The sequence below is a fragment of the Xanthobacter aminoxidans genome (assembly GCF_023571765.1).
GTDB lineage: Bacteria > Pseudomonadota > Alphaproteobacteria > Rhizobiales > Xanthobacteraceae > Xanthobacter > Xanthobacter aminoxidans.
This window is the reverse complement of record NZ_JAMJXC010000010.1, coordinates 132,226-151,399: the sequence shown is the minus strand read 5'-3', so window position 1 is coordinate 151,399 and position 19,174 is coordinate 132,226. Positions and strand designations below refer to the sequence as shown.

The 19,174-nt window shown below is 67.5% G+C and carries 16 protein-coding genes; 5 read left to right on the top strand and 11 right to left on the bottom strand.

Annotated features, from left to right (window positions below; genetic code table 11):
- Positions 1-128: 128 nt before the first annotated feature.
- Both EJ105_RS16415 and EJ105_RS16410 read left to right on the top strand, forming a co-directional pair.
- Entirely contained in the window at positions 129-956 is an 828-nt protein-coding gene (locus EJ105_RS16415; protein WP_250167182.1) for a protease inhibitor Inh/omp19 family protein, read from the top strand.
- A 388-nt stretch (positions 957-1,344) separates the two neighbouring features.
- Positions 1,345-2,283: a TorF family putative porin gene (locus tag EJ105_RS16410; protein WP_250167181.1), complete on the top strand. Its 939-nt coding sequence runs from the start codon at positions 1,345-1,347 to the stop codon at positions 2,281-2,283.
- A 262-nt stretch (positions 2,284-2,545) separates the two neighbouring features.
- Here the strand turns inward: EJ105_RS16410 and EJ105_RS16405 are convergent, their stop codons facing one another.
- Entirely contained in the window at positions 2,546-3,415 is an 870-nt protein-coding gene (locus EJ105_RS16405) for an MBL fold metallo-hydrolase (protein WP_250167180.1), read from the bottom strand.
- Positions 3,416-3,701: 286 nt separating this feature from the next.
- Here EJ105_RS16405 and EJ105_RS16400 point away from each other — a divergent pair, with 286 nt between their 5' ends.
- From EJ105_RS16400 to EJ105_RS16390, 3 genes are all read left to right on the top strand, one after another.
- Positions 3,702-3,842, top strand: a complete 141-nt coding sequence (locus EJ105_RS16400) for a DUF3096 domain-containing protein (RefSeq protein WP_081762717.1) — start codon at positions 3,702-3,704, stop codon at positions 3,840-3,842.
- A gap of 121 nt (positions 3,843-3,963) precedes the next feature.
- The gene (ppdK, locus tag EJ105_RS16395; protein ID WP_029555266.1) at positions 3,964-6,621 is read left to right on the top strand and encodes a pyruvate, phosphate dikinase; all 2,658 of its coding nucleotides are present in this window, start codon (positions 3,964-3,966) and stop codon (positions 6,619-6,621) included.
- 212 nt (positions 6,622-6,833) lie between these two features.
- A complete protein-coding gene (locus EJ105_RS16390; RefSeq protein WP_024280333.1) occupies positions 6,834-7,085 on the top strand; it encodes a GlsB/YeaQ/YmgE family stress response membrane protein in 252 nt (83 codons plus the stop codon).
- Between the two features lie 21 nt (positions 7,086-7,106).
- Here the strand turns inward: EJ105_RS16390 and EJ105_RS16385 are convergent, their stop codons facing one another.
- From EJ105_RS16385 to EJ105_RS16340, 10 genes are all read right to left on the bottom strand, one after another.
- Positions 7,107-7,880, bottom strand: a complete 774-nt coding sequence (locus EJ105_RS16385; RefSeq protein ID WP_250167179.1) for a fumarylacetoacetate hydrolase family protein — start codon at positions 7,878-7,880, stop codon at positions 7,107-7,109.
- 202 nt (positions 7,881-8,082) lie between these two features.
- Positions 8,083-8,967 (bottom strand): succinate--CoA ligase subunit alpha, encoded by an 885-nt coding sequence (gene sucD, locus EJ105_RS16380; protein ID WP_250167178.1) that lies wholly within the window; start codon positions 8,965-8,967, stop codon positions 8,083-8,085.
- Positions 8,967-10,169, bottom strand: a complete 1,203-nt coding sequence (gene sucC / locus EJ105_RS16375) for an ADP-forming succinate--CoA ligase subunit beta (protein WP_250167177.1) — start codon at positions 10,167-10,169, stop codon at positions 8,967-8,969. Before sucC ends, sucD begins: the two co-directional genes overlap by 1 nt.
- A 410-nt stretch (positions 10,170-10,579) precedes the next feature.
- Positions 10,580-11,833, bottom strand: a complete 1,254-nt coding sequence (gene frc / locus EJ105_RS16370; protein ID WP_168459886.1) for a formyl-CoA transferase — start codon at positions 11,831-11,833, stop codon at positions 10,580-10,582.
- A 130-nt stretch (positions 11,834-11,963) separates the two neighbouring features.
- Positions 11,964-12,407, bottom strand: a complete 444-nt coding sequence (locus tag EJ105_RS16365) for a PAS domain-containing protein (RefSeq protein ID WP_250167176.1) — start codon at positions 12,405-12,407, stop codon at positions 11,964-11,966.
- Positions 12,408-12,492: 85 nt separating this feature from the next.
- Positions 12,493-13,770, bottom strand: a complete 1,278-nt coding sequence (gene frc, locus EJ105_RS16360; protein ID WP_029555271.1) for a formyl-CoA transferase — start codon at positions 13,768-13,770, stop codon at positions 12,493-12,495.
- Between the two features lie 141 nt (positions 13,771-13,911).
- The gene (oxc, locus tag EJ105_RS16355) at positions 13,912-15,672 is read right to left on the bottom strand and encodes an oxalyl-CoA decarboxylase (protein ID WP_051678746.1); all 1,761 of its coding nucleotides are present in this window, start codon (positions 15,670-15,672) and stop codon (positions 13,912-13,914) included.
- A 40-nt stretch (positions 15,673-15,712) separates the two neighbouring features.
- Positions 15,713-16,348: a GntR family transcriptional regulator gene (locus EJ105_RS16350; protein ID WP_051679355.1), complete on the bottom strand. Its 636-nt coding sequence runs from the start codon at positions 16,346-16,348 to the stop codon at positions 15,713-15,715.
- 389 nt (positions 16,349-16,737) lie between these two features.
- Positions 16,738-18,252, bottom strand: coding sequence for a tripartite tricarboxylate transporter permease (locus EJ105_RS16345; protein ID WP_024280342.1), 1,515 nt, complete (start codon positions 18,250-18,252; stop codon positions 16,738-16,740).
- A 211-nt stretch (positions 18,253-18,463) separates the two neighbouring features.
- On the bottom strand, positions 18,464-18,988 hold the full coding sequence (locus EJ105_RS16340; protein ID WP_250167175.1) for a tripartite tricarboxylate transporter TctB family protein: 525 nt from the start codon (positions 18,986-18,988) through the stop codon (positions 18,464-18,466).
- Positions 18,989-19,174 lie beyond the last annotated feature (186 nt).

The following is a 19,174-nucleotide window of genomic DNA, read 5'->3' as shown; positions in this document are numbered from 1 at the left end:
CCCCCCGGGCTGCGACGCGCCGGCCCTCGCGCCGGCGCGCGTACCTGATGATCCCCTGCCCGCGCGGTGCTAAACTCGCAGCGCGACGCGGCGGGGCGACCGGGGCGCGGGTCGTCGTGGAGGGCAGCATGGCGCATCTGAACGATTTTCCGCGGGTTCAAACGCGCCGCGGCGCGCTGTGCCGCGTGCTTGCTGCCCCTCTCCTTGCCGCCCCCCTTCTTGCTGCCCCGTTTCTTGCCGGCCTGATCGCCATCGCGCCTGCGTTCGCCCAGAAGGCCGATCCGGCCGCAAAGCCGCCGGCCGCCGCCACCGCGGCGCCGAAGCTCGATCCCGCCGTGCGTGAGGCGGCGGCCCGCATGGCCGCGCCGCTCCGGCTCTCCAGCGCCGACGGCGCACGCGGCTGCGCCTTCGCCCTGAAGCCCGACGCCGCCGGCCCCGGCCTCGCGGTGGAGTTCGACCGGCCCGCCTGCGCCGACATCGGCTTTTCCGCGCAGGTCGTCGCCTGGCTGCCCGATCCCTCCGGCTCCATCCGCCTTCTCAACGCGCAGGGCCGCACCGTCGCCGAGTTCACCGAGGGTACCGAAGGCAGCTACGAGGCGCTGCGCGAAGGCGACGGCGTCTATTTCCTCGCCAACCCCGCCGTGGCCGAAGGCACCGAGCTGAAGCCCGAGGAGGTGGTCGGCGACTGGGACCTCGCCCGACAGGTGGGGACGCCCGTGTGCCGGGTGACACTCCTCGATTCGCCGGCCAAGGGCGGCGGTTTCCGCCTGAGCATCGCTAGCGGCTGCGATGCGGCCCTGCTGCGCTTCGGCCCCACCGCGTGGGACATCGAGGGCGGCAACATCCTCGTGCGCGGCGAGGGCGGCGCCTCGGTCATCCGCTTCGCCCGGCAGGAAGACGGCGGCTGGGCCCGCACGCCGGAACGCGGGCGCCCGCTGCTGATGACGCGCCCCTGACACTCGGGCATCGGCCCCGACCTCGCGCCGGGGACGCCTCCGCGGTCGGCCCCTATGGCCGTTCCGACCGACCCGGGCGTGCTCCGAGTCACGCCCATGAGTCACCCGTGTGACGGGGCCTGTGATCGGAAAGCGTCACCTCACCGGATCATAATACCATTTCCATGGCCTTTTTGAGGCGCCCGATCCCTTTCGCGGCACATCATTTTCCTGGCAGGAACGGGCCGCCGTACCGTTTCGGGACAGTGCGTTGCAACCATGCAACAGCAGAATCCAGCAACTGCAACGGTTTGCCTAAAGCGGATGCAATCGCTGCCTCAAATTTCGCATTGGACTTGAAGCCGCGACCTGATTTTTATCATTCCAGATCGCTGCGGGGAAAACCGTTATGAACAAGATTGCAGTCGTGGCCGCTTCCATGCTCCTGGCCGGAGCCGCTTCCGTGGGTGCCGCCGGCGCCGCGGACCTGAGCTCTCCCATGCCCGTGAAGGCCGCTCCGGCGCCTGAGGCCCCCCTGTGGGACGTGGCGTTCGGCGTGAAGCTCGGCACCGACTACGTGTTCCGCGGCATCTCGCAGACCGACGGCAACCCCACCGTTCAGGGTTATGCCGAGCTGCGTCTGTTCGACTGGGTCTACGCCGGCATCTTCGCCTCGAACGTGGACTTCCCCCCGATCAACCAGTTCGGCGGCTTCACCGGCCTGACCGACGCCTCGGCTGAGATCGACCTGTACGGCGGCCTGCGCCACACCTGGGGCGCCTTCACCGCCGACGTCGGCTTCGTCTACTACTACTATCCCGGCGAGATCGCCGTGAACTCGCTCGGCGCGGGCATTCCCTCGGTCAACATCGACTACTGGGAAGTCTACTTCAAGCCGACCTACGTCTTCAACGACGTGTTCACCGTCGGCGCCAACCTCTACTACACCAACAGCTACGCGGGCTCCGGCTCCACCGGCACCTACCTGTCGGGCACTGCCAAGATCGACTTCACCAAGTGGAGCCCGGTCAAGGACGTGGGCTTCTACATCTCGGGTGAGCTCGGCTATCAGTGGCTCGGCCAGACCGACCTCGGCAACATCTTCGTCGCCAACTACGAGCTGCCCTCCTACACCACCTGGAACGTGGGCGCCGCCTTCACCTACAAGGCCGCCACCCTCGACCTGCGCTACTACGGCAGCACCCTCACCTCCAGCCCGTCCTACGTGTCCGGCGTCGGCTTCGCCTCCATGGGCACCTGCGGCGTGATCTCGGGCCTGAAGAACGTCTGCGGCGACCGCTACGTGGCCAGCCTCTCCTTCGACACCTCCTTCCTCGCTCTCAAGTGAGGTCGGCCGGGTCGCCTGACCCGGGTCGAGACAGAACAAAGGCGTCGCGCTCTGCGCGGCGCCTTTTTCTTTTGGCACAAGGGCTCAGGACGGCCATTGCAGCCACACGCCGTCATGCCCCGGCCGGTCCGGGGCATCCACCGGCCCGGAAGGCCGGTGCCGGGTCTAGACGTGGCACCCCGGCCGCGCCGTGGATCGCCTGCACGAGGCGGGCGATGACGGTCCCGAATATCCTGCCGGCTCTCCCCTGCCCTCGCCGCCCCTAGCGCCCCGGCAGCACCAGCACGGTGCGGGTCTTGGGCAGGGTCTCACGGCTGAGCAGCACGAACGGCTCGGTAGCGCGCTGAACCGTCCATTCCTGCCCCAGCCGCGCCAGGAAGCGCTCCAGCCCGTACTGGCTGAAGTAGTGCATGGGGATGACCAACGGCGCGTTGATGGATTTCAGCACCTCCACCATGCCTTCCAGATCGAGCGTGTAGGAGCCGTCCACCGGCGCCAGCACCACGTCGATGCGGCCCAGCGCCTCCAGGTGGTCCTTGGTCAGAAGGTGGTGCAGGTGCCCGAGATGGGCGATGCACACGCCCGCCACCTCGAACACGAACATGGAATTGCCGTCATATTCGGTCCCCGCCCCACGGCGGATGTTGGTGGGGACGTTGCGGATCCACACGTCCTCCACCGTCACCTCATGGTGCGCCGGCGCCCCGTCCCGCCCCCAGCCCTTCAGCACATATTCGATGCCGGGGTCGGGCGCGTCCGTGTAGTGGGTGTCGTGGGCATGGTTCATGGTGACGATGCGCGGCACCAGATTCGCCCGCACGTAATCGTTGTAATCCGTGACGATGCTGACCCCGGCCGGGCTTTCGATGAGGAAGCTGGCGTGGCCGATGAAGGTCAGGTGCACCGGCCCCGTGGCCTCCGCAAGCCGCAGCATGGCGGCATCCAGCGCCGCGAGCCGCACCTTGGGCCGCTCGGCCACCATGCGCGGGCACTTTTCCGGCTGCGCCTGCACGGTCCCTGCCGACAGCGCCAGCACCCCGAAAGCAGACGCGGCGAGGAGCGCGCGCAGCCTTCCCCAGCGGCAGTTGGCAGCCACGGCATTCGGCATTGCGGCGAAGGCAGGGGACGACATGGCGGCTCCCATCGGTCGCGCCCGCCCCGCTCCGCGGGCATGGGCGGCGGCGAGGGGTGCTCGGATGTTCCGGCGAAATGCGGATTCAACGATTGTGCCGTGTTGCGCCGCCCGCGCAATGTCGTCGCACGTAACGCCAGCGTGAGCCGCCCTGCCAGCCCCGCGCCGGCCGTGCGATCACCCCGCGCGACGCCCCCCATGGACCTTGCGCCCCGGATCGGCAATCGTGCGCCGCGGCGGCGACGGAGGCTGTTCGGGCCGCCCGGACGAAAGGGGAGGCTTCACAATGTCTTTCAACATGGTCATCGTTCAGCCGGCGGTCGCGCTGATTGCAGGCGTCCTGATCCTCGCCTTCCCGCGACTTCTGAACGTGCTGGTCGCCATTTACCTCATCATCGTGGGCGTCACCGGCCTGATGGGGCACTGATCCGCGACGGCTTCAGAAGGGGCCGCGCAGGAACGGCCGTCCGATTGCCCAGTTGATGCTTTGTGCGCTGCACGTTAAAGCATCCCGCCACTCTGCATAATCCCAAACGGGGCCAACCCACATGACGAAATGGGTCTACACCTTCGGCGACGGCAAGGCCGAGGGCAAAGCCGACATGAAGAACCTTCTCGGCGGCAAGGGCGCGAACCTCGCCGAGATGTCGAACCTCGGCCTGCCCGTCCCTCCCGGCTTCACCATCACCACCGAGGTGTGCACCTATTATTACGCCCACGGCCAGACCTATCCGGCCGAGCTGAAGGGCGAGGTGGAAGCCGCGCTCGCTCAGGTGGGCCAGCTCACCGGCAAGTCGTTCGGCGATGCGTCGAACCCGCTGCTCGTCTCGGTGCGCTCGGGCGCCCGCGCCTCCATGCCCGGCATGATGGACACGGTGCTGAACCTCGGCCTCAACGACGCCACCGTGGACGCGGTGGCCCGTCTCGCCGACCGGCGCTTCGCCTATGACAGCTACCGCCGCTTCATCACCATGTATTCCGACGTGGTGCTCGGCGTGGACCACCACCACTTCGAGGAGATCCTGGAGCACTACAAGCTCCAGCACGGCCACACCCTCGACACCGACCTCTCGGCGGACGACTGGGCGGCCCTGGTGGTGAAGTACAAGGCGAAGGTCGAGGCCGAGCTGGGCAAGCCCTTCCCGCAGGACCCGCACGAGCAGCTCTGGGGCGCCATCGGCGCCGTCTTCTCGTCCTGGATGAACGCCCGCGCCATCACCTACCGTCGCCTGCACTCGATTCCCGAGAGCTGGGGCACGGCGGTGAACGTGCAGTCCATGGTGTTCGGCAACATGGGCGAGACCTCGGCCACGGGCGTCGCCTTCACCCGCAACCCCTCCACCGGCGAGAACGCGCTCTATGGCGAGTTCCTGGTGAACGCCCAGGGCGAGGACGTGGTGGCGGGCATCCGCACCCCGCAGGACCTCACCGAGAAGGCCCGCAAGGCCGCCGGCTCCGACAAGCCCTCCATGGAAGTCGCCCTGCCCGACGCCTTCAAGGAGTTCGAGCGCATCTCGCATGTGCTCGAAAACCACTACCGTGACATGCAGGACCTCGAGTTCACGGTGGAGAAGGGCAAGCTCTGGATGCTCCAGACCCGCTCCGGCAAGCGCACCGCCAAGGCGGCCCTGCGCATCGCCGTGGAGCTGGCCGCGGAAGGGCTCATCACCGAGCAGGAGGCCGTCGGCCGGGTCGATCCCGCCGCGCTGGACCAGCTGCTGCACCCCGCCATCGATCCCAAGGCCGAGCGCAAGGTGATCGCCACGGGCCTCCCCGCCTCTCCGGGCGCGGCGGCCGGCGCCATCGTGTTCTCGGCGGATGAGGCCGAGGCGTGGAAGGAGCAGGGCCGCAAGGTCATCCTCGTCCGCGTCGAGACCTCGCCGGAAGACATCCACGGCATGCACGCCGCCCAGGGCATCCTCACCGCGCGCGGCGGCATGACCTCCCACGCGGCGGTGGTCGCGCGCGGCATGGGCAAGCCCTGTGTCTCCGGCGCCGGTGCGCTGCGCATCGACAATGCCGCCCAGACGCTGACCGTGAACGGCCAGACCTTCAAGAAGGGCGACCTCATCACCATCGACGGCGGCACCGGCCAGGTGCTGGCGGGCGAGGTGGCGATGCTCCAGCCGGAACTCTCCGGCGAATTCGCGACCCTGATGGGCTGGGCCGACAAGGTGCGCAAGCTCAAGGTCCGCGCCAATGCCGAGACCCCGGCGGACGCCCGCATGGCCCGTTCGTTCGGCGCCGAGGGCATCGGCCTGTCGCGCACCGAGCACATGTTCTTCGACGCCGGCCGCATCCTCGCCGTGCGCGAGATGATTCTCGCCGACGACGAGGCCGGCCGCCGCTCGGCGCTGGCCAAGCTCCTGCCCATGCAGCGCGACGATTTCGTCGAGCTGTTCGAGATCATGAAGGGCCTGCCGGTCACCATCCGCCTGCTCGACCCGCCGCTGCACGAGTTCCTCCCCCACACGGCGGAAGAGACGGCGGAGGTGGCGAAAAGCCTCGGCGTGGACATCGAGCGGGTGGAGCGGCGCTACAAGGAGCTGCACGAAGTGAACCCGATGCTCGGGTTCCGCGGCTGCCGCATCGCCATCGCCTTCCCCGAGATCGCCGAGATGCAGGCCCGCGCCATCTTCGAGGCGGCGGTCATCGCCGCCAAGTCGACGGGCGAGGCGGTGGTGCCCGAGGTGATGGTCCCCCTCATCGCCACCAAGGCCGAGTTCGACATCGTGGACAAGGTGATCCGCGACACCGCCAAGGCGGTGGAGCAGGAGACCGGCGCCACCCTCACCTTCCAGGTGGGCACCATGATCGAGCTGCCCCGCGCCGCGCTGCGGGCGGAGGAGATCGCCAAGGGCGCCGAATTCTTCTCCTTCGGCACCAACGACCTCACCCAGACCTGCTTCGGCGTGTCCCGCGACGACGCCGGCACCTTCCTCGGCCCCTATGTCCAGAAGGGCATCCTGGAGGTGGACCCCTTCGTCTCCATCGACGTGGACGGCGTGGGCGAGCTGGTGAAGATCGGCGTGGAGCGCGGCCGCAAGTCGCGTCCCGACATCAAGCTCGGCATCTGCGGCGAGCACGGCGGTGATCCGGCCTCGGTGGCCTTCTGCCACGAGGTGGGGCTCAACTACGTCTCCTGCTCGCCCTTCCGCGTGCCGATCGCCCGCCTCGCGGCGGCGCAGGCAGCGCTGAAGAAGTGAGCTTCCGGGGGCGCCCCGCGATTAAACCAGCGCGGCGCCTGAGCGTGCCCCTTGGCCTCGGTCGAAGACCGGGGCCGAAGGCAAGATCCTGAAAAGGCCGCCTCCGGGCGGCCTTTTTGCTGTCCATTCGCGAGCGTGGCCGGAACCGTTGGCCTGCTGTACCGTTTCCTCCGCGCCCCCACGCGAGCGGGGCGGTATATCGGAGGGACACCATGCAAGAGGCGCAAGTGGGCTGGATCGCCGCCATCATCATCGGCGGCTTTGCCGGGTGGTTCGCCTCCATGTTCATGAAGAGCGACACCGGCCTCTTCACCAACATCATCCTCGGCATCATCGGCGCCGCCATCGCCAGCTTCCTGTTCGGGCTGCTGGGCGTGGGTTTTGCCGGCTGGCTCGGCTATCTCGTCGCCGGCTTCGTCGGGGCCTGCATCCTCATTGCCGGCGCACGGGCGGTCAGAGGCTGACCGCCCGGCCCTGACCCGCGTTCACTGCACGAAGGTATTCACCAGCGTGCCGATGCCGGCGATCTCGATCTCGATGGTGTTGGTCGGCTCCTTCATGGTGCCGACCCCCACCGAGGTGCCGCAGGCGATGAGGTCGCCGGGGTTCAGCGTCATCTCCTTCGAGAGGAGGGACACCAGCAGTGCCGGCGGGAAGATCATGTCGGCGAGCGGGTAGTTCTGCCGCTCCTGCCCGTTGAGGATGGTGCGCACGCGCGCCGCGGCGGGATCGAAATCCGTCACGATCCACGGGCCGAACGGGCCATAGCCGTCGATGCCCTTGGCCCGCGCCCACTGGGGGAAGGTCGGGTCGCGATTGAGGATGTCGGCGGCGGTGATGTCGTTGACCACCGTGTAGCCGAAGATGCCGGCCGCGGCTTCCGCCTCGGACACGTTGGTCAGCGTCTTGCCGATGACGATGCCCAGCTCGCCCTCATAGACCGTCTTGCCCTCATAGGACGCCGGCCGGCGCACCACCGAGCCGGGCGCGGAGACGGAGGTGGTGGCCTTGAGCAGATAGAGCGGCTCGGCCGGCTCGGCCACTTTCAGCTTGGCCGCCAGTTCATGGAAGTTGTTCCACAGGGCGACGATCTTGGAGGGGACGCAGGGCGCCTCCAGCGCCACATCAGCGAGCTTCACGGTCGCGCCGGTCGCGGTGGCGCCCGCGAACATGCAGCCCTCGTGCACGGCGATGGTGTCGCCCTCAAGCGTGCCAAAGCCGGTCTTTCCGTCGGCGGCGAAGCGCAGCCAGGTGGTCATGGGTGTTTCCTCTGGTGATTGTTTGGGGAACCGCCCTTTGCCTCCTCTCCGTGTCATGCCCCGGCTCGTCCGGGGCATCCACGGCGCCGCGAGAGCGGTGCGGGCAATCTGGCTCCCTGCGCGCGGCAGGGTGGATCCCCCGGACGAGCCGGGGGATGACGGCGTCAATTCAGAAGGTCAGGCGCGGAAAACGCTCCTGCCCTCAGCCCTTCAGCACGTCGACGAGGGTCTTGCCGAGGCGCGCCGGCGAGGGCGACACGCGGATGCCAGCTGCCTCCATGGCCGCGATCTTGTCCTCGGCGCCGCCCTTGCCGCCGGAGATGATGGCGCCGGCATGGCCCATGCGACGGCCGGGAGGGGCCGTGCGGCCGGCGATGAAGCCCACCATCGGCTTCTTGCGGCCTTGTCGAGCCTCATCTGCGATGAACTGGGCCGCGTCCTCCTCGGCCGAACCGCCGATTTCGCCGATCATCACGATCGATTGGGTCTTGGGATCGGCGAGGAACATCTCCAGCACGTCGATGAATTCCGTGCCCTTCACCGGGTCGCCGCCGATGCCCACCGCCGAGGTCTGGCCGAGGCCTTCCTGGGAGGTCTGGAACACGGCCTCATAGGTCAGCGTGCCGGAGCGCGAGACCACGCCCACGGACCCCGTCTTGAAGATGTTGGCGGGCATGATGCCGATCTTGGCCTGCCCTGCCGTCACGATGCCGGGGCAATTCGGCCCCACGAGGCGCGACTTGGAGCCGGAGAGCGCCCGCTTCACCTTCACCATGTCGAGCACCGGGATGCCCTCGGTGATGCAGACGATGAGCGGGATTTCCGCGTCGATGGCTTCCAGGATGGCATCGGCCGCGCCGGCCGGCGGCACGTAGATCACGGAGGCGTCGGCACCGGTGGCTTCCTTCGCCTCGATCACGGTGTCGAACACCGGCAGGCCGAGATGCACCGAGCCGCCCTTTCCGGGGGAGGTGCCACCGACCATCTTGGTGCCGTACATGATGGCCTGCTCGGCGTGGAACGTGCCGTTCTTTCCGGTGAAGCCCTGGGTGATGACCCGGGTGTTGGCGTCGATCAGCACGGACATCACGCAGCTTCCTTCTTCACGGCCGCGACGATCTTCTGCGCCGCATCGTCCAGATCATCAGCGGGGATCACATTGAGCCCGGATTCACGGATGATCTTCTTGCCCTCGTCCACATTCGTGCCGGCGAGGCGCACCACCAGCGGCACCTTCAGGCCGACCTGCCGCACGGCGGCGATGACGCCCTCGGCGATCACGTCGCAGCGCATGATGCCGCCGAAGATGTTCACGAGGATGCCCTCGACATTCGGATCGGCGGTGATGATCTTGAAGGCCGCCGTCACCTTCTCCTTGGTGGCGCCGCCGCCCACGTCGAGGAAGTTGGCGGGCTCCCGGCCGTAGAGCTTGATGATGTCCATGGTGGCCATGGCAAGGCCCGCGCCATTGACCATGCAGCCGATGGTGCCATCGAGCGCGATATAGGAGAGATCGTAGCGCGAGGCCTCGATCTCCTTGAAATCCTCCTCGCTCTCGTCGCGCAGCTGGGCCACGTCCGAGTGGCGGAACAGCGCGTTGGAATCAAAGCCCACCTTGGCGTCGAGGCAGACGAGGCGCGCGTCCTTCGTCACCACCAGCGGGTTGATCTCCAGAAGGCTCATGTCCTTCTCGGTGAAGGCCTTGTAGAGGTTGGCGGTGAGCGCCCCGGCCTGCTTGGCGAGATCGCCGGTGAGGCCGAGGGCCTGCGCCACCTTGCGGCCGTGCAGGGGCTGCACGCCGGTGGCCGGGTCCACGGAGAAGGTGTGGATCTTCTCAGGGGTGGAATGCGCCACCTCCTCGATGTCCATGCCGCCTTCGGTGGAGACCACGAAGGCGACGCGCGAGGTCACGCGGTCCACCAGCATGGAGAGATAGAATTCCTTGTCGATGAGCGCGCCTTCCTCGATGTAAAGGCGGTTCACCTGCTTGCCGTCGGCGCCGGTCTGCAGCGTCACGAGCGTATTGCCGAGCATCTCGGCAGCATTCGCCTTCACGTCGGCGGCGGTCTTCACCACGCGAACGCCACCCTTGGCGCCCTCGGGAAGCTCCTTGAACTTGCCCTTGCCGCGTCCGCCGGCGTGAATCTGCGCCTTCACCACGAAGGCGATGCCGCCGAGCTTGCCGGCCGCGGCCTCGGCCTCTTCGGGGGTGAAAGCGGGAAAGCCGCGGGAGACCGGTACGCCGAAATCGCGGAGGATGGCCTTGGCCTGGTATTCGTGAATGTTCATCGGGGTTTCCTCCCTCGTCGAGGGCCGCGTTTGCCGCGGCTCAAGGTGCGCTTTGGCTGCCCATTGCGACGAAAGTCGCAGTCTGCACCCAATCGCGCGCACGCTCCAGTGCGACACGACGCCAGTGGGGGCGCCAATAGAAGCGCGAGGCGTGACGCACTCGGCGAGGTGAATTTTGCGGACCGTCCTTGCGGACGAAAGATCGCCTCTCCCCTCAGGGGCGGCGTGAAGCCGGCGGCCGGAGCGCTCAGCGCATCGGGCAAGGCCGGAAGGAGGGCGTTACGGGCCGCCGTATCGAAAAGCCCTCCCCCGCGTGCGGGAGAGGGAATGGGCTGCTGCGCAGACGTTCTGCGCTGGACCCCGGCTCGGCGCTCAAGCTGCGCTTTCGCTGGCCCGGGGAACGGATGCGATCAGACCACGCGACCTTCGTGCATGGACTTGATCTGCTCGGGGGAATAGCCGAGCTCCGCCAGCACCTCGTCGGTGTGCTCGCCGAGCAGCGGGGAGCCGGTGACTTCCACGCTCATGTCGGAGAACTTGATCGGGCTGCCGACGGTCAGATACTTGCCGCGCTGCTTGTGATCGACTTCCACGATGGTGCCGCTCTCGCGCAGGGACTTGTCCTCGGCGATCTCCTTCATGGTGAGCACCGGAGCGCAGGGGATGTCGAACTTGCGCAGGATGTCGACCGCCTCGAACTTGGTCTTGTCGGCGAGCCACGCCTCGATCACCGCGAAGATGTCGAAGATCTTGTCCTGGCGCGCGCGGGCGGTGTTGTAGGCCGGATCGTTGATCCACTCGGGCTTGCCGATGGCTTCCGCCACCTTGCCCCAGGCCTGCTCCTGCACGGTGAAATAGATGTAGGCGTTGGGATCGGTCTCCCAGCCCTTGCACTTCAGCACCCAGCCGGGCTGGCCGCCGCCGCCCGCGTTGCCGCCGCGCGGAACCACGTCCGAGAACGTGCCGTGCGGGTACTGCGGGTACTCCTCGAGGTAGCCCACGCGGTCGAGGCGCTGCTGGTCGCGCAGCTTCACGCGGCAGAGGTTGATGACCGCATCCTGCATGGACACGGCGACCTTCTGGCCCTTGCCGGTCTTGTTGCGGGCGTGCAGCGCGGTGAGGATGCCGATGGCGAGGTGCATGCCGGTGTTCGAGTCACCGAGCGCCGCCGCGGACACGGTGGGGGGGCCGTCCCAGAAGCCGGTGGTGGAGGCCGCGCCGCCAGCGCACTGCGCCACGTTCTCGTAGACCTTCAGGTCTTCGTAATGGTGGCCGTCGGAGAAGCCCTTCACCGAGGCGACGATCATGCCCGGGTTCAGCTCGTTGATGTGCTCCCAGGTGAAGCCCATGCGGTCGAGCGCGCCGGGGGCGAAGTTCTCGACGAGGACGTCGCTCTCCTTGATGAGCTTCGTCAGCACTTCCTTGCCTTCCTGGGTCTTGGTGTCCAGGGTCAGGGAGCGCTTGTTGGAGTTCAGCATGGTGAAGTACAGCGCGTCGGCATTGGAGATGTCGCGCAGCTGGTTGCGGGTCACGTCGCCCGAGCCGGGACGCTCCACCTTGATGACGTCCGCGCCGAACCAGGCGAGGAGCTGCGTGCAGGCGGGGCCGGCCTGAACGTGCGTGAAGTCGATGATCTTGATGCCTTCCAACGGCTTGCTGGTCATTTGCGTTCCCTTTTCAAAAACTGGTCTTCAACAGCGGGACGGCGTCACGCGAGGCATCCGCAGTCCCGAAACCTTCCGGCGTCACGGCACGGGGCCGCCGCCGGCTTCACCCGCCGGTTTGCCCGGTCTCTCATGCTTGGGATGCCGCCTTCATCTGCGTCTCGGCGTCCGCGAGGCGCTTGCGAAGGTCGCGCTCCTCCTTCCATCGCGCCGTCTCGTCCCGGATGACCGAGACGATGTGCGTGGGCACGCCCGCCTCGGACACGAGGAGGGCGACGGTGAAGGCGATGGACAAGGCATGGCCGTCCTTGTGGATGGCCGGCACGCGCAAGAGCGTCGTCCCGTAGCGGGTGACGCCGGTGCGCATGGTCTCGTGATAGCCGTCCCAGTGCCGCTGGCGCTGGCGCTCCGGGATGATGATGTCGAGCGACTGCCCCATGGCTTCGTCCGGCGTGAAGCCGAACATGCGCTCGGCGGCCGGATTCCAGAGCGCGATGGCGCCGGCCTTGTCGCAGACCACGATGGCGTCCGCCACGGCATCCATCAGCTGAGCAAGATCGAGGGCCGCACTCATCACGTCTTCCTTTCGAACCTTTCACCTCCCGCCGTCGCCGGCGATGGGGCGGCCCCCTGAGGACCGCCGCCCCGAGGCGTAACTGCTATTCCGCCGCCATCCGGCGAGGGGTGCCGATGGCGCCCGAGGCGCGCAGGGCGTCGATGCGGTCGGGGGCGAGGCCAAGCACGCCGGCGAGCACCTCTTCGGTGTGCTCCCCGAGCAGCGGCGAGCGCTCCACCTCGACCTGATTGTCCGAGAGCTTGATGGGGTTGCCGACGGTCAGGTACGTGCCGCGCATCGGGTGCTCCACCTCCACCAGCGTGCCGGTGGCGTAGAGCGACTGGTCCTCGGCGATCTCCTTCATGGAGAGGATCGGGCCGCAGGGGATGTCGTACTTGTTGAGGATCTCCATGGCCTCGAACTTGGTGTGGGCCATGGTCCAGGCTTCGATGCGCGTGAAGATCTCGTTGAGGTGCGGCAGGCGCGCGGCCGGCGTCGCGTAGTTCGGGTCGGTCTTCCACTCGGGCTCGTGGATGACGTCGCAGATCTTCTCCCAGACCGGGGCCTGGGTGATGAAATAGATGTAGGCGTTGGGATCGTGCTCCCAGCCCTTGCAGCGCAGGATGCGCCCGGGCTGGCCACCGCCGGAATCATTGCCGGCGCGGGGCACGCTGTCGCCGAACGGGATGCCCTCGCCGAACTGGCTGTATTCCTTGAGCGGGCCGTTGGCGAGGCGCTGCTGGTCGCGCAGCTTCACCCGGCAGAGGTTCAGCACCGCATCCTGCATGGCGCACAGGACGCGCTGGCCGCGGCCGGTGTGCTCGCGCTGGAACAGCGCGGTGACGATGCCAAGCGCTAGGTGGAGGCCGGTGCCCGAGTCGCCGATCTGCGCGGCGCTGACCATGGGCAGGCTGTCGCGGAAGCCGGTGGTGGAGGCGGCGCCGCCCGCGCACTGGGCGACGTTCTCATACACCTTGCAATCCTCGAACGGGCCGGGGCCGAAGCCCTTCACGGAGGCGAGGATGAGGCGCGGATTGATGGTGGAGAGGCGCTCCCAGGTGAGGCCCATGCGGTCGAGCGCGCCGGGCGCGAAATTCTCGACCAGCACGTCGCACTGGCGCACCAATTGCTCGAGGACGGCCTTGCCCTCGGGGTTCTTGGTGTCGAGGGTGATCGACCTCTTGTTCGAGTTGAGCATGGTGAAATAGAGGCTGTCGGCGCCGTCCACGTCGCGGAGCTGGCCGCGCGTCACGTCGCCCTCGCCGGGACGCTCCACCTTGATGACGTCCGCGCCGAACCAGGCGAGCAGCTGCGTGCAGCTCGGTCCGGACTGAACGTGGGTGAAGTCCAGGATGCGGACCCCCTCTAGTGCCTTGCCCATCGTATCCTCACAATTCCGCTCTGTTTTCGTTCCCGGTTTTACTTTTATTATTTTGGTGTCGTCGGGTTGGGTGGCGGGACCTGAGGCCCCGCCGACCAGCCTTGCATCATGAGTGGCGCCGGCTCATGCGCCGGACGCCGCTCACTTCTTCTTCTTGACCACGCTCTGCGGGTTCAGCGAGCCGATGTTGCCGCTCTCGGAGCCGGCAGCCGGGTCGATTTCCGCATTGATGAGGGTGGGCTTGCCCGAGTCCATGGCGGCGCTGACCGCGCGATAGAGCTCGTCGGGGGACGTGACGTTCACGCCCACGCCGCCGAAGGCTTCCATCATCTTGTCGTAGCGCGCGCCGGGGACGAACACCGTGGTGCCGGGATCACGCCCGGTGGGATCGGTGTCGGTGCCGCGGTAGATGCCGTTGTTGTTGAAGATCACGATGGTGACCGGCAGGTTGTAGCGGCAGATGGTCTCCACCTCCATGCCGGAGAAGCCGAAGGCGCTGTCGCCTTCCACCGCGAGAACCTTCTTGCCGCTCTCCACCGCCGCCGCGATGGCGAAGCCCATGCCGATGCCCATCACGCCCCAGGTGCCGACATCGAGGCGCTTGCGCGGCTCGTACATGTCGATGATGCCGCGGGCGAGGTCGAGGGTGTTGGCGCCCTCGTTCACCAGCAGCGCGTCGGGACGCTCCTTGATGACGTTCTTCAGCGCGCCGAGGGCCGAGTGGAAGTCCATGGGCACCGAGTTCTTCAGGAGCTTCGGCGCCATCTTGGCGATGTTGGCTTCCTTCTTGGTGCGGATGGTCTCGGTCCACTGGGCCGGGGGAACCTTCCAGCTGCCGTCGAGGCGGGCGTTGAGCGCGGCGATCACCGAGCCGATGTCACCGACGAGCGGGGCCGCGATCTCGACGTTGGAGTCCATCTCCTTGGGCTCGATGTCCACCTGGATGAACTTCTTCGGGGCATCGCCCCAGGTCTTGCCCTTGCCGTGGGAGAGCAGCCAGTTGAGGCGCGCGCCCACGAGCAGCACCACGTCGGCATCCTTCAGCGCGGTGGAGCGCGCGGCGCCGGCGGACTGGGGATGGGTGTCCGGCAGCAGGCCCTTGGCCATGGACATGGGCAGGAAGGGGATGCCGCTCTTCTCGATGAAGGTGCGGATCTCGTCGTCGGCCTGCGCGTAGGCCGCGCCCTTGCCGAGGATGACGAGGGGACGCTCGGCGCCCTTGAGCAGCTCCATGGCGCGGTCCACCGCGGCCGGGGCCGGGATCTGCGCCGGAGCGGGATCGATCACCTTGACGAGGGACTTGGCGCCGGCCTCGGCATCCATCACCTGGCCGAAGAGCTTCGCCGGCAGGTCGAGATAGACGCCGCCGGGACGGCCCGACACCGCCGCGCGGATGGCGCGGGCGACGCCGATGCCGATGTCGGCAGCGTGCAGCACGCGGAAGGCCGCCTTGCACAGGGGCTTGGCGATGGCGAGCTGGTCCATCTCCTCATAGTCGCCCTGCTGGAGGTCGACGATCTCGCGCTCGGAGGAGCCCGAGATGAGGATCATCGGGAAGCAGTTGGTGGTGGCGTTCGCCAGCGCCGTCAGGCCGTTGAGGAAGCCGGGGGCCGACACGGTGAGGCAGATGCCGGGCTTCTTGGTGAGGAAGCCCGCAATCGCCGCCGCGTTGCCGGCATTCTGCTCGTGACGGAAGGAAATGACACGGATGCCCTCGGCCTGGCACATGCGGCCGAGATCGGTGATCGGGATGCCGGGCACGCCGTAGATCGTCTCGATGCCGTTCAGCTTCAGGGCATCGATGACGAGGTGGAAGCCGTCGGTGAGCTCACGCTCGGCCTCGGCGGCCGGGTCGATGTGCACCACGTTGTCTTCGATCTTGGACTTTTCCGCCGTAGCCATGAGGATCTCCTAGGGCGTCGTTCCGTGGCCTGTGACCGGCCTATTCGGGGAAGACGCCGTGCCGTTCCACATGAGCCGCAAGGCCCATGGTGTGTTCCCGCACCAGGCGCTCGGCGAGATCTGGGTCTCTTGTCTCGAGCGCATCGATGATCGCCATGTGTTCCCGCATGGAGATTTCGTGCCGGTTCTCCTGCCGCACCGAGACTGCGCGGATGGCGCGCATGTGCAGGAACAGGTTCTCCGTCATGTCCACGATCAGCCGGCACCCGCCCATGCGGATCACGGCCTGATGGAAGGCGATATTCGCCTCCGAATACTCGTTCATGTGGCTGGCGAGGGGCTGCGCCTCGAACTCGTGGAACAGCCGGCGCAGGCCCGCAATCTCGCTGTCGGAGGCGTGGGTCGCGGCCAGGCGCGCCGCCATCGCCTCCAGCGCCGCCCAGACCACGATGAGGTCGAGGATCTCGCGCTTGGTCTTGCGCACCACGAAGATGCCGCGGCGCGGAACGGAGCGCACGAAGCCCTCCTGCTCCAGAACGGTCATGGCTTCGCGGATCGGGGTCCGCGAGACGCCCAGCGTCTCGGAGAGCTGGCGCTCGTCGAGACGGAATTCGGTGGTCGAGCCGTAGATGTCCATCTGCGTGATGGCGCGCTTCAGGGCCTCGTAGGCCAGCATGCGCAGGCTGGACGCGGCCTCCAGAGGCTCGACCTTGAGCTTCGGAGGATCAACGACCTCAAGCGCGGGCGTCTGATGCACGGGCGTCTGCACGACCTGGACTTCCTCTCCCTGGAAGCGGCCGCCTTCTGTCGAGGCGTTCCTCATCCGTGAAATACTGTATACGGTGTTCATTGCGCCATATCAATCCCGTCCGCCGGGAATTCGATTGCGCGTCGCAGCACGACCCAGGGTCAACGGCCCGGAAAAGCGATGCGGGCGGAGGCTGTTGTGCCATCGGCCTCGGTCTTTGTCCGAGGCCGAGAGGGCCACGCTCAGGCGCCGCGCGGGCTGGACCAAAGGCCCATGAGCCGGGCTCATGGGCCTTTGGCTATCCCGCCCGCCGTCTTTCACTCGGCGGCCGCCGCCTCTTTCCCCCCGTTGAGGCGGGCCATCACCTTGGACACCAGCGGCCACACCAGCATCACCAGCGCGAGGGTGACGATGGAGCCCACCAGCGGGTTGGACCAGAAGATGGAGAGGTGGCCCTGCGACACCAGCATGGCCTGCCGGAACGACGATTCGGCCATGTCGCCGAGCACCAGGGCCAGCACCAGCGGCGCCAGCGGATACTGGAGCTTCTTGAACAGGTAGCCGATGACGCCGAAGATCAGCATGACGGCGATGTCGAGCCCGGCATTGTGCACCGTGTAGGCGCCCACCGCGCAGATCACGAGGATGATCGGCGCGATCACGCTGAACGGGATACGCAGGATGGCCGCGAAGATCGGAACGGTGGTCAGCACCACGATCAGGCCGGCGATGTTGCCGAGGTAGATCGAGGCGATGAGGCCCCACACGAAGTCCTTCTGCTCCACGAACAGCAGCGGGCCGGGCTGGAGGCCCCAGATGAGCAGGCCGCCCAGCAGCACCGCCGCGGTGGGCGAGCCGGGAATGCCCAGGGTGAGCATGGGCAGCAGCGCCGAGGTGCCGGCGGCGTGGGCCGCCGTCTCCGGCATGATGACGCCTTCCAGCTCGCCCTTGCCGAAGTTGCGGCCGTTCTTGGAGAACTTCTTGGCGAGGCCGTAGCTCATGAAGGAGGCCGGCGTCGCGCCGCCAGGGGTCACGCCCATCCAGCAGCCGACGATGGCCGAGCGCAGAAGACCCGCCCAGTATTTTGGGATCTGCGCCCAGGTGTGCAGCACCACCCTGGGATTGATGGAGGCGCTCTTGCCCTTGAAGGCGAGACCTTCCTCCATGGTGAGCAGAATCTCGCCCACGCCGAACAGGCCGATGACCGCCACCAGGAAGTCGAAGCCGCGCAGCAGCTCCACCGAGCCGAAGGTCATGCGCAGCTGGCCCGTCACCGTGTCGATGCCCACCGCCGCGAGGGCGAAGCCGAGCATCATGGCCGCGATCACCTTGGCCGGCGGCTCCTTACCCATGCCGACGAACGAGCAGAAGGTGAGGAGGTAGACGGCGAAGAATTCGGCCGGGCCGAACTGCAGCGCGAACTTGGCGATGACCGGCGCGAGGAAGGTGATGAGCAGCACGGCGAAGAAGGCGCCGATGAAGGAGCCGGTGAAGGCCCCCGTCAGCGCCTCGCCGGCCTTCCCCTTCTGGGCCATGGGATGCCCGTCGAAGGTGGTGGCCACGCTCCAGGGCTCGCCGGGAATGTTGAACAGGATGGAGGTAATGGCGCCGCCGAACAGGGCTCCCCAATAGATGGAGGAGAGCATGATGATCGCCGACACCGGCGACATGGAGAAGGTGAGCGGCAGCAGGATGGCGACGCCGTTGGCGCCGCCCAGCCCCGGCAGCACGCCGATGAGGACGCCGAGCGAAATGCCGACGAACATGTAGACGATGTTCATGGGGTCGGCGAGGACACCGAACCCTCCGATGAGTGACGTGAGCGCTTCCACGGGGTCCTCCGTTGCGCCCCCCGGCCGCTTCTGTGGCGGCTCGCGCGGGGTCGGGCGCGTTGCCTGTTGTGCGTCGATGGTCTCGAAAAGATGGATGGGCGTCGCATCGCCCGTGGGTCCGCCGGGCGGGGCCGAGCGGAGATCGTCTGTCGCCTCCCGCGGCCCCGGAGGCGGGGCGCGCGGGCGGGACCGCGGCGCGGGGCGCCGGTGGTCAGTAGCCGAGCGCGGTCTCGAGCGGGCCCTTGGGCAGCGGCACTAGGAACCAGATCTCGAACATGACGAAGAGGGCGAGCGGCACGCCCACGGCGACGGGGATAATCTTCGCCACCGGGTATTTGCCGAGCCACCACATGAAGAAGACGATGAACACCGCCGACGCGAGATAGATTCCGACGAGGAAGATCAGCCCCACATAGACCGTCGTCGGGATCAGCACCTGCATCACCGAGACGAGCTGGGAGCGATCGACGAAGTTTCCGAGATCCGGATGGCGGCTCACCAGCGCCGTCACCAAAGTGACGGTGGAAGCGATGAACATGATGAGGCCGACATAGAAGGGGAAGTAGCCGGCCTGCGGGCCGTCCGACGCCCAGCGCGCGCCCACGCGCCAGCTGTCGGACATGACGAGGGCCGCGAGGGCCATGAAGATCAGCGCCACTGCCGCGTCCATGGTGCGGTTGGTGACGGTCTTCTCATTGTGCGCGGTGGGGGCGGAGTGTCCGCTTTCAGTGCTCATGGGATCAGATCCTTGAAGCGCCCCGCCGGTCAGGCATCCGTCTCAGGCTTCGTGCGGGGCTTCAAAACGGGGCCGGTCACGGCCGGGGCGCACGGCGGTCGCGTTCCGCGCGGCGTCCCGGATGGGCTTCCCAGATCGGCGCACAGGGTCGGCGGCCGGCCCAGCCCCGCCGTCGCGCGGCGAAGC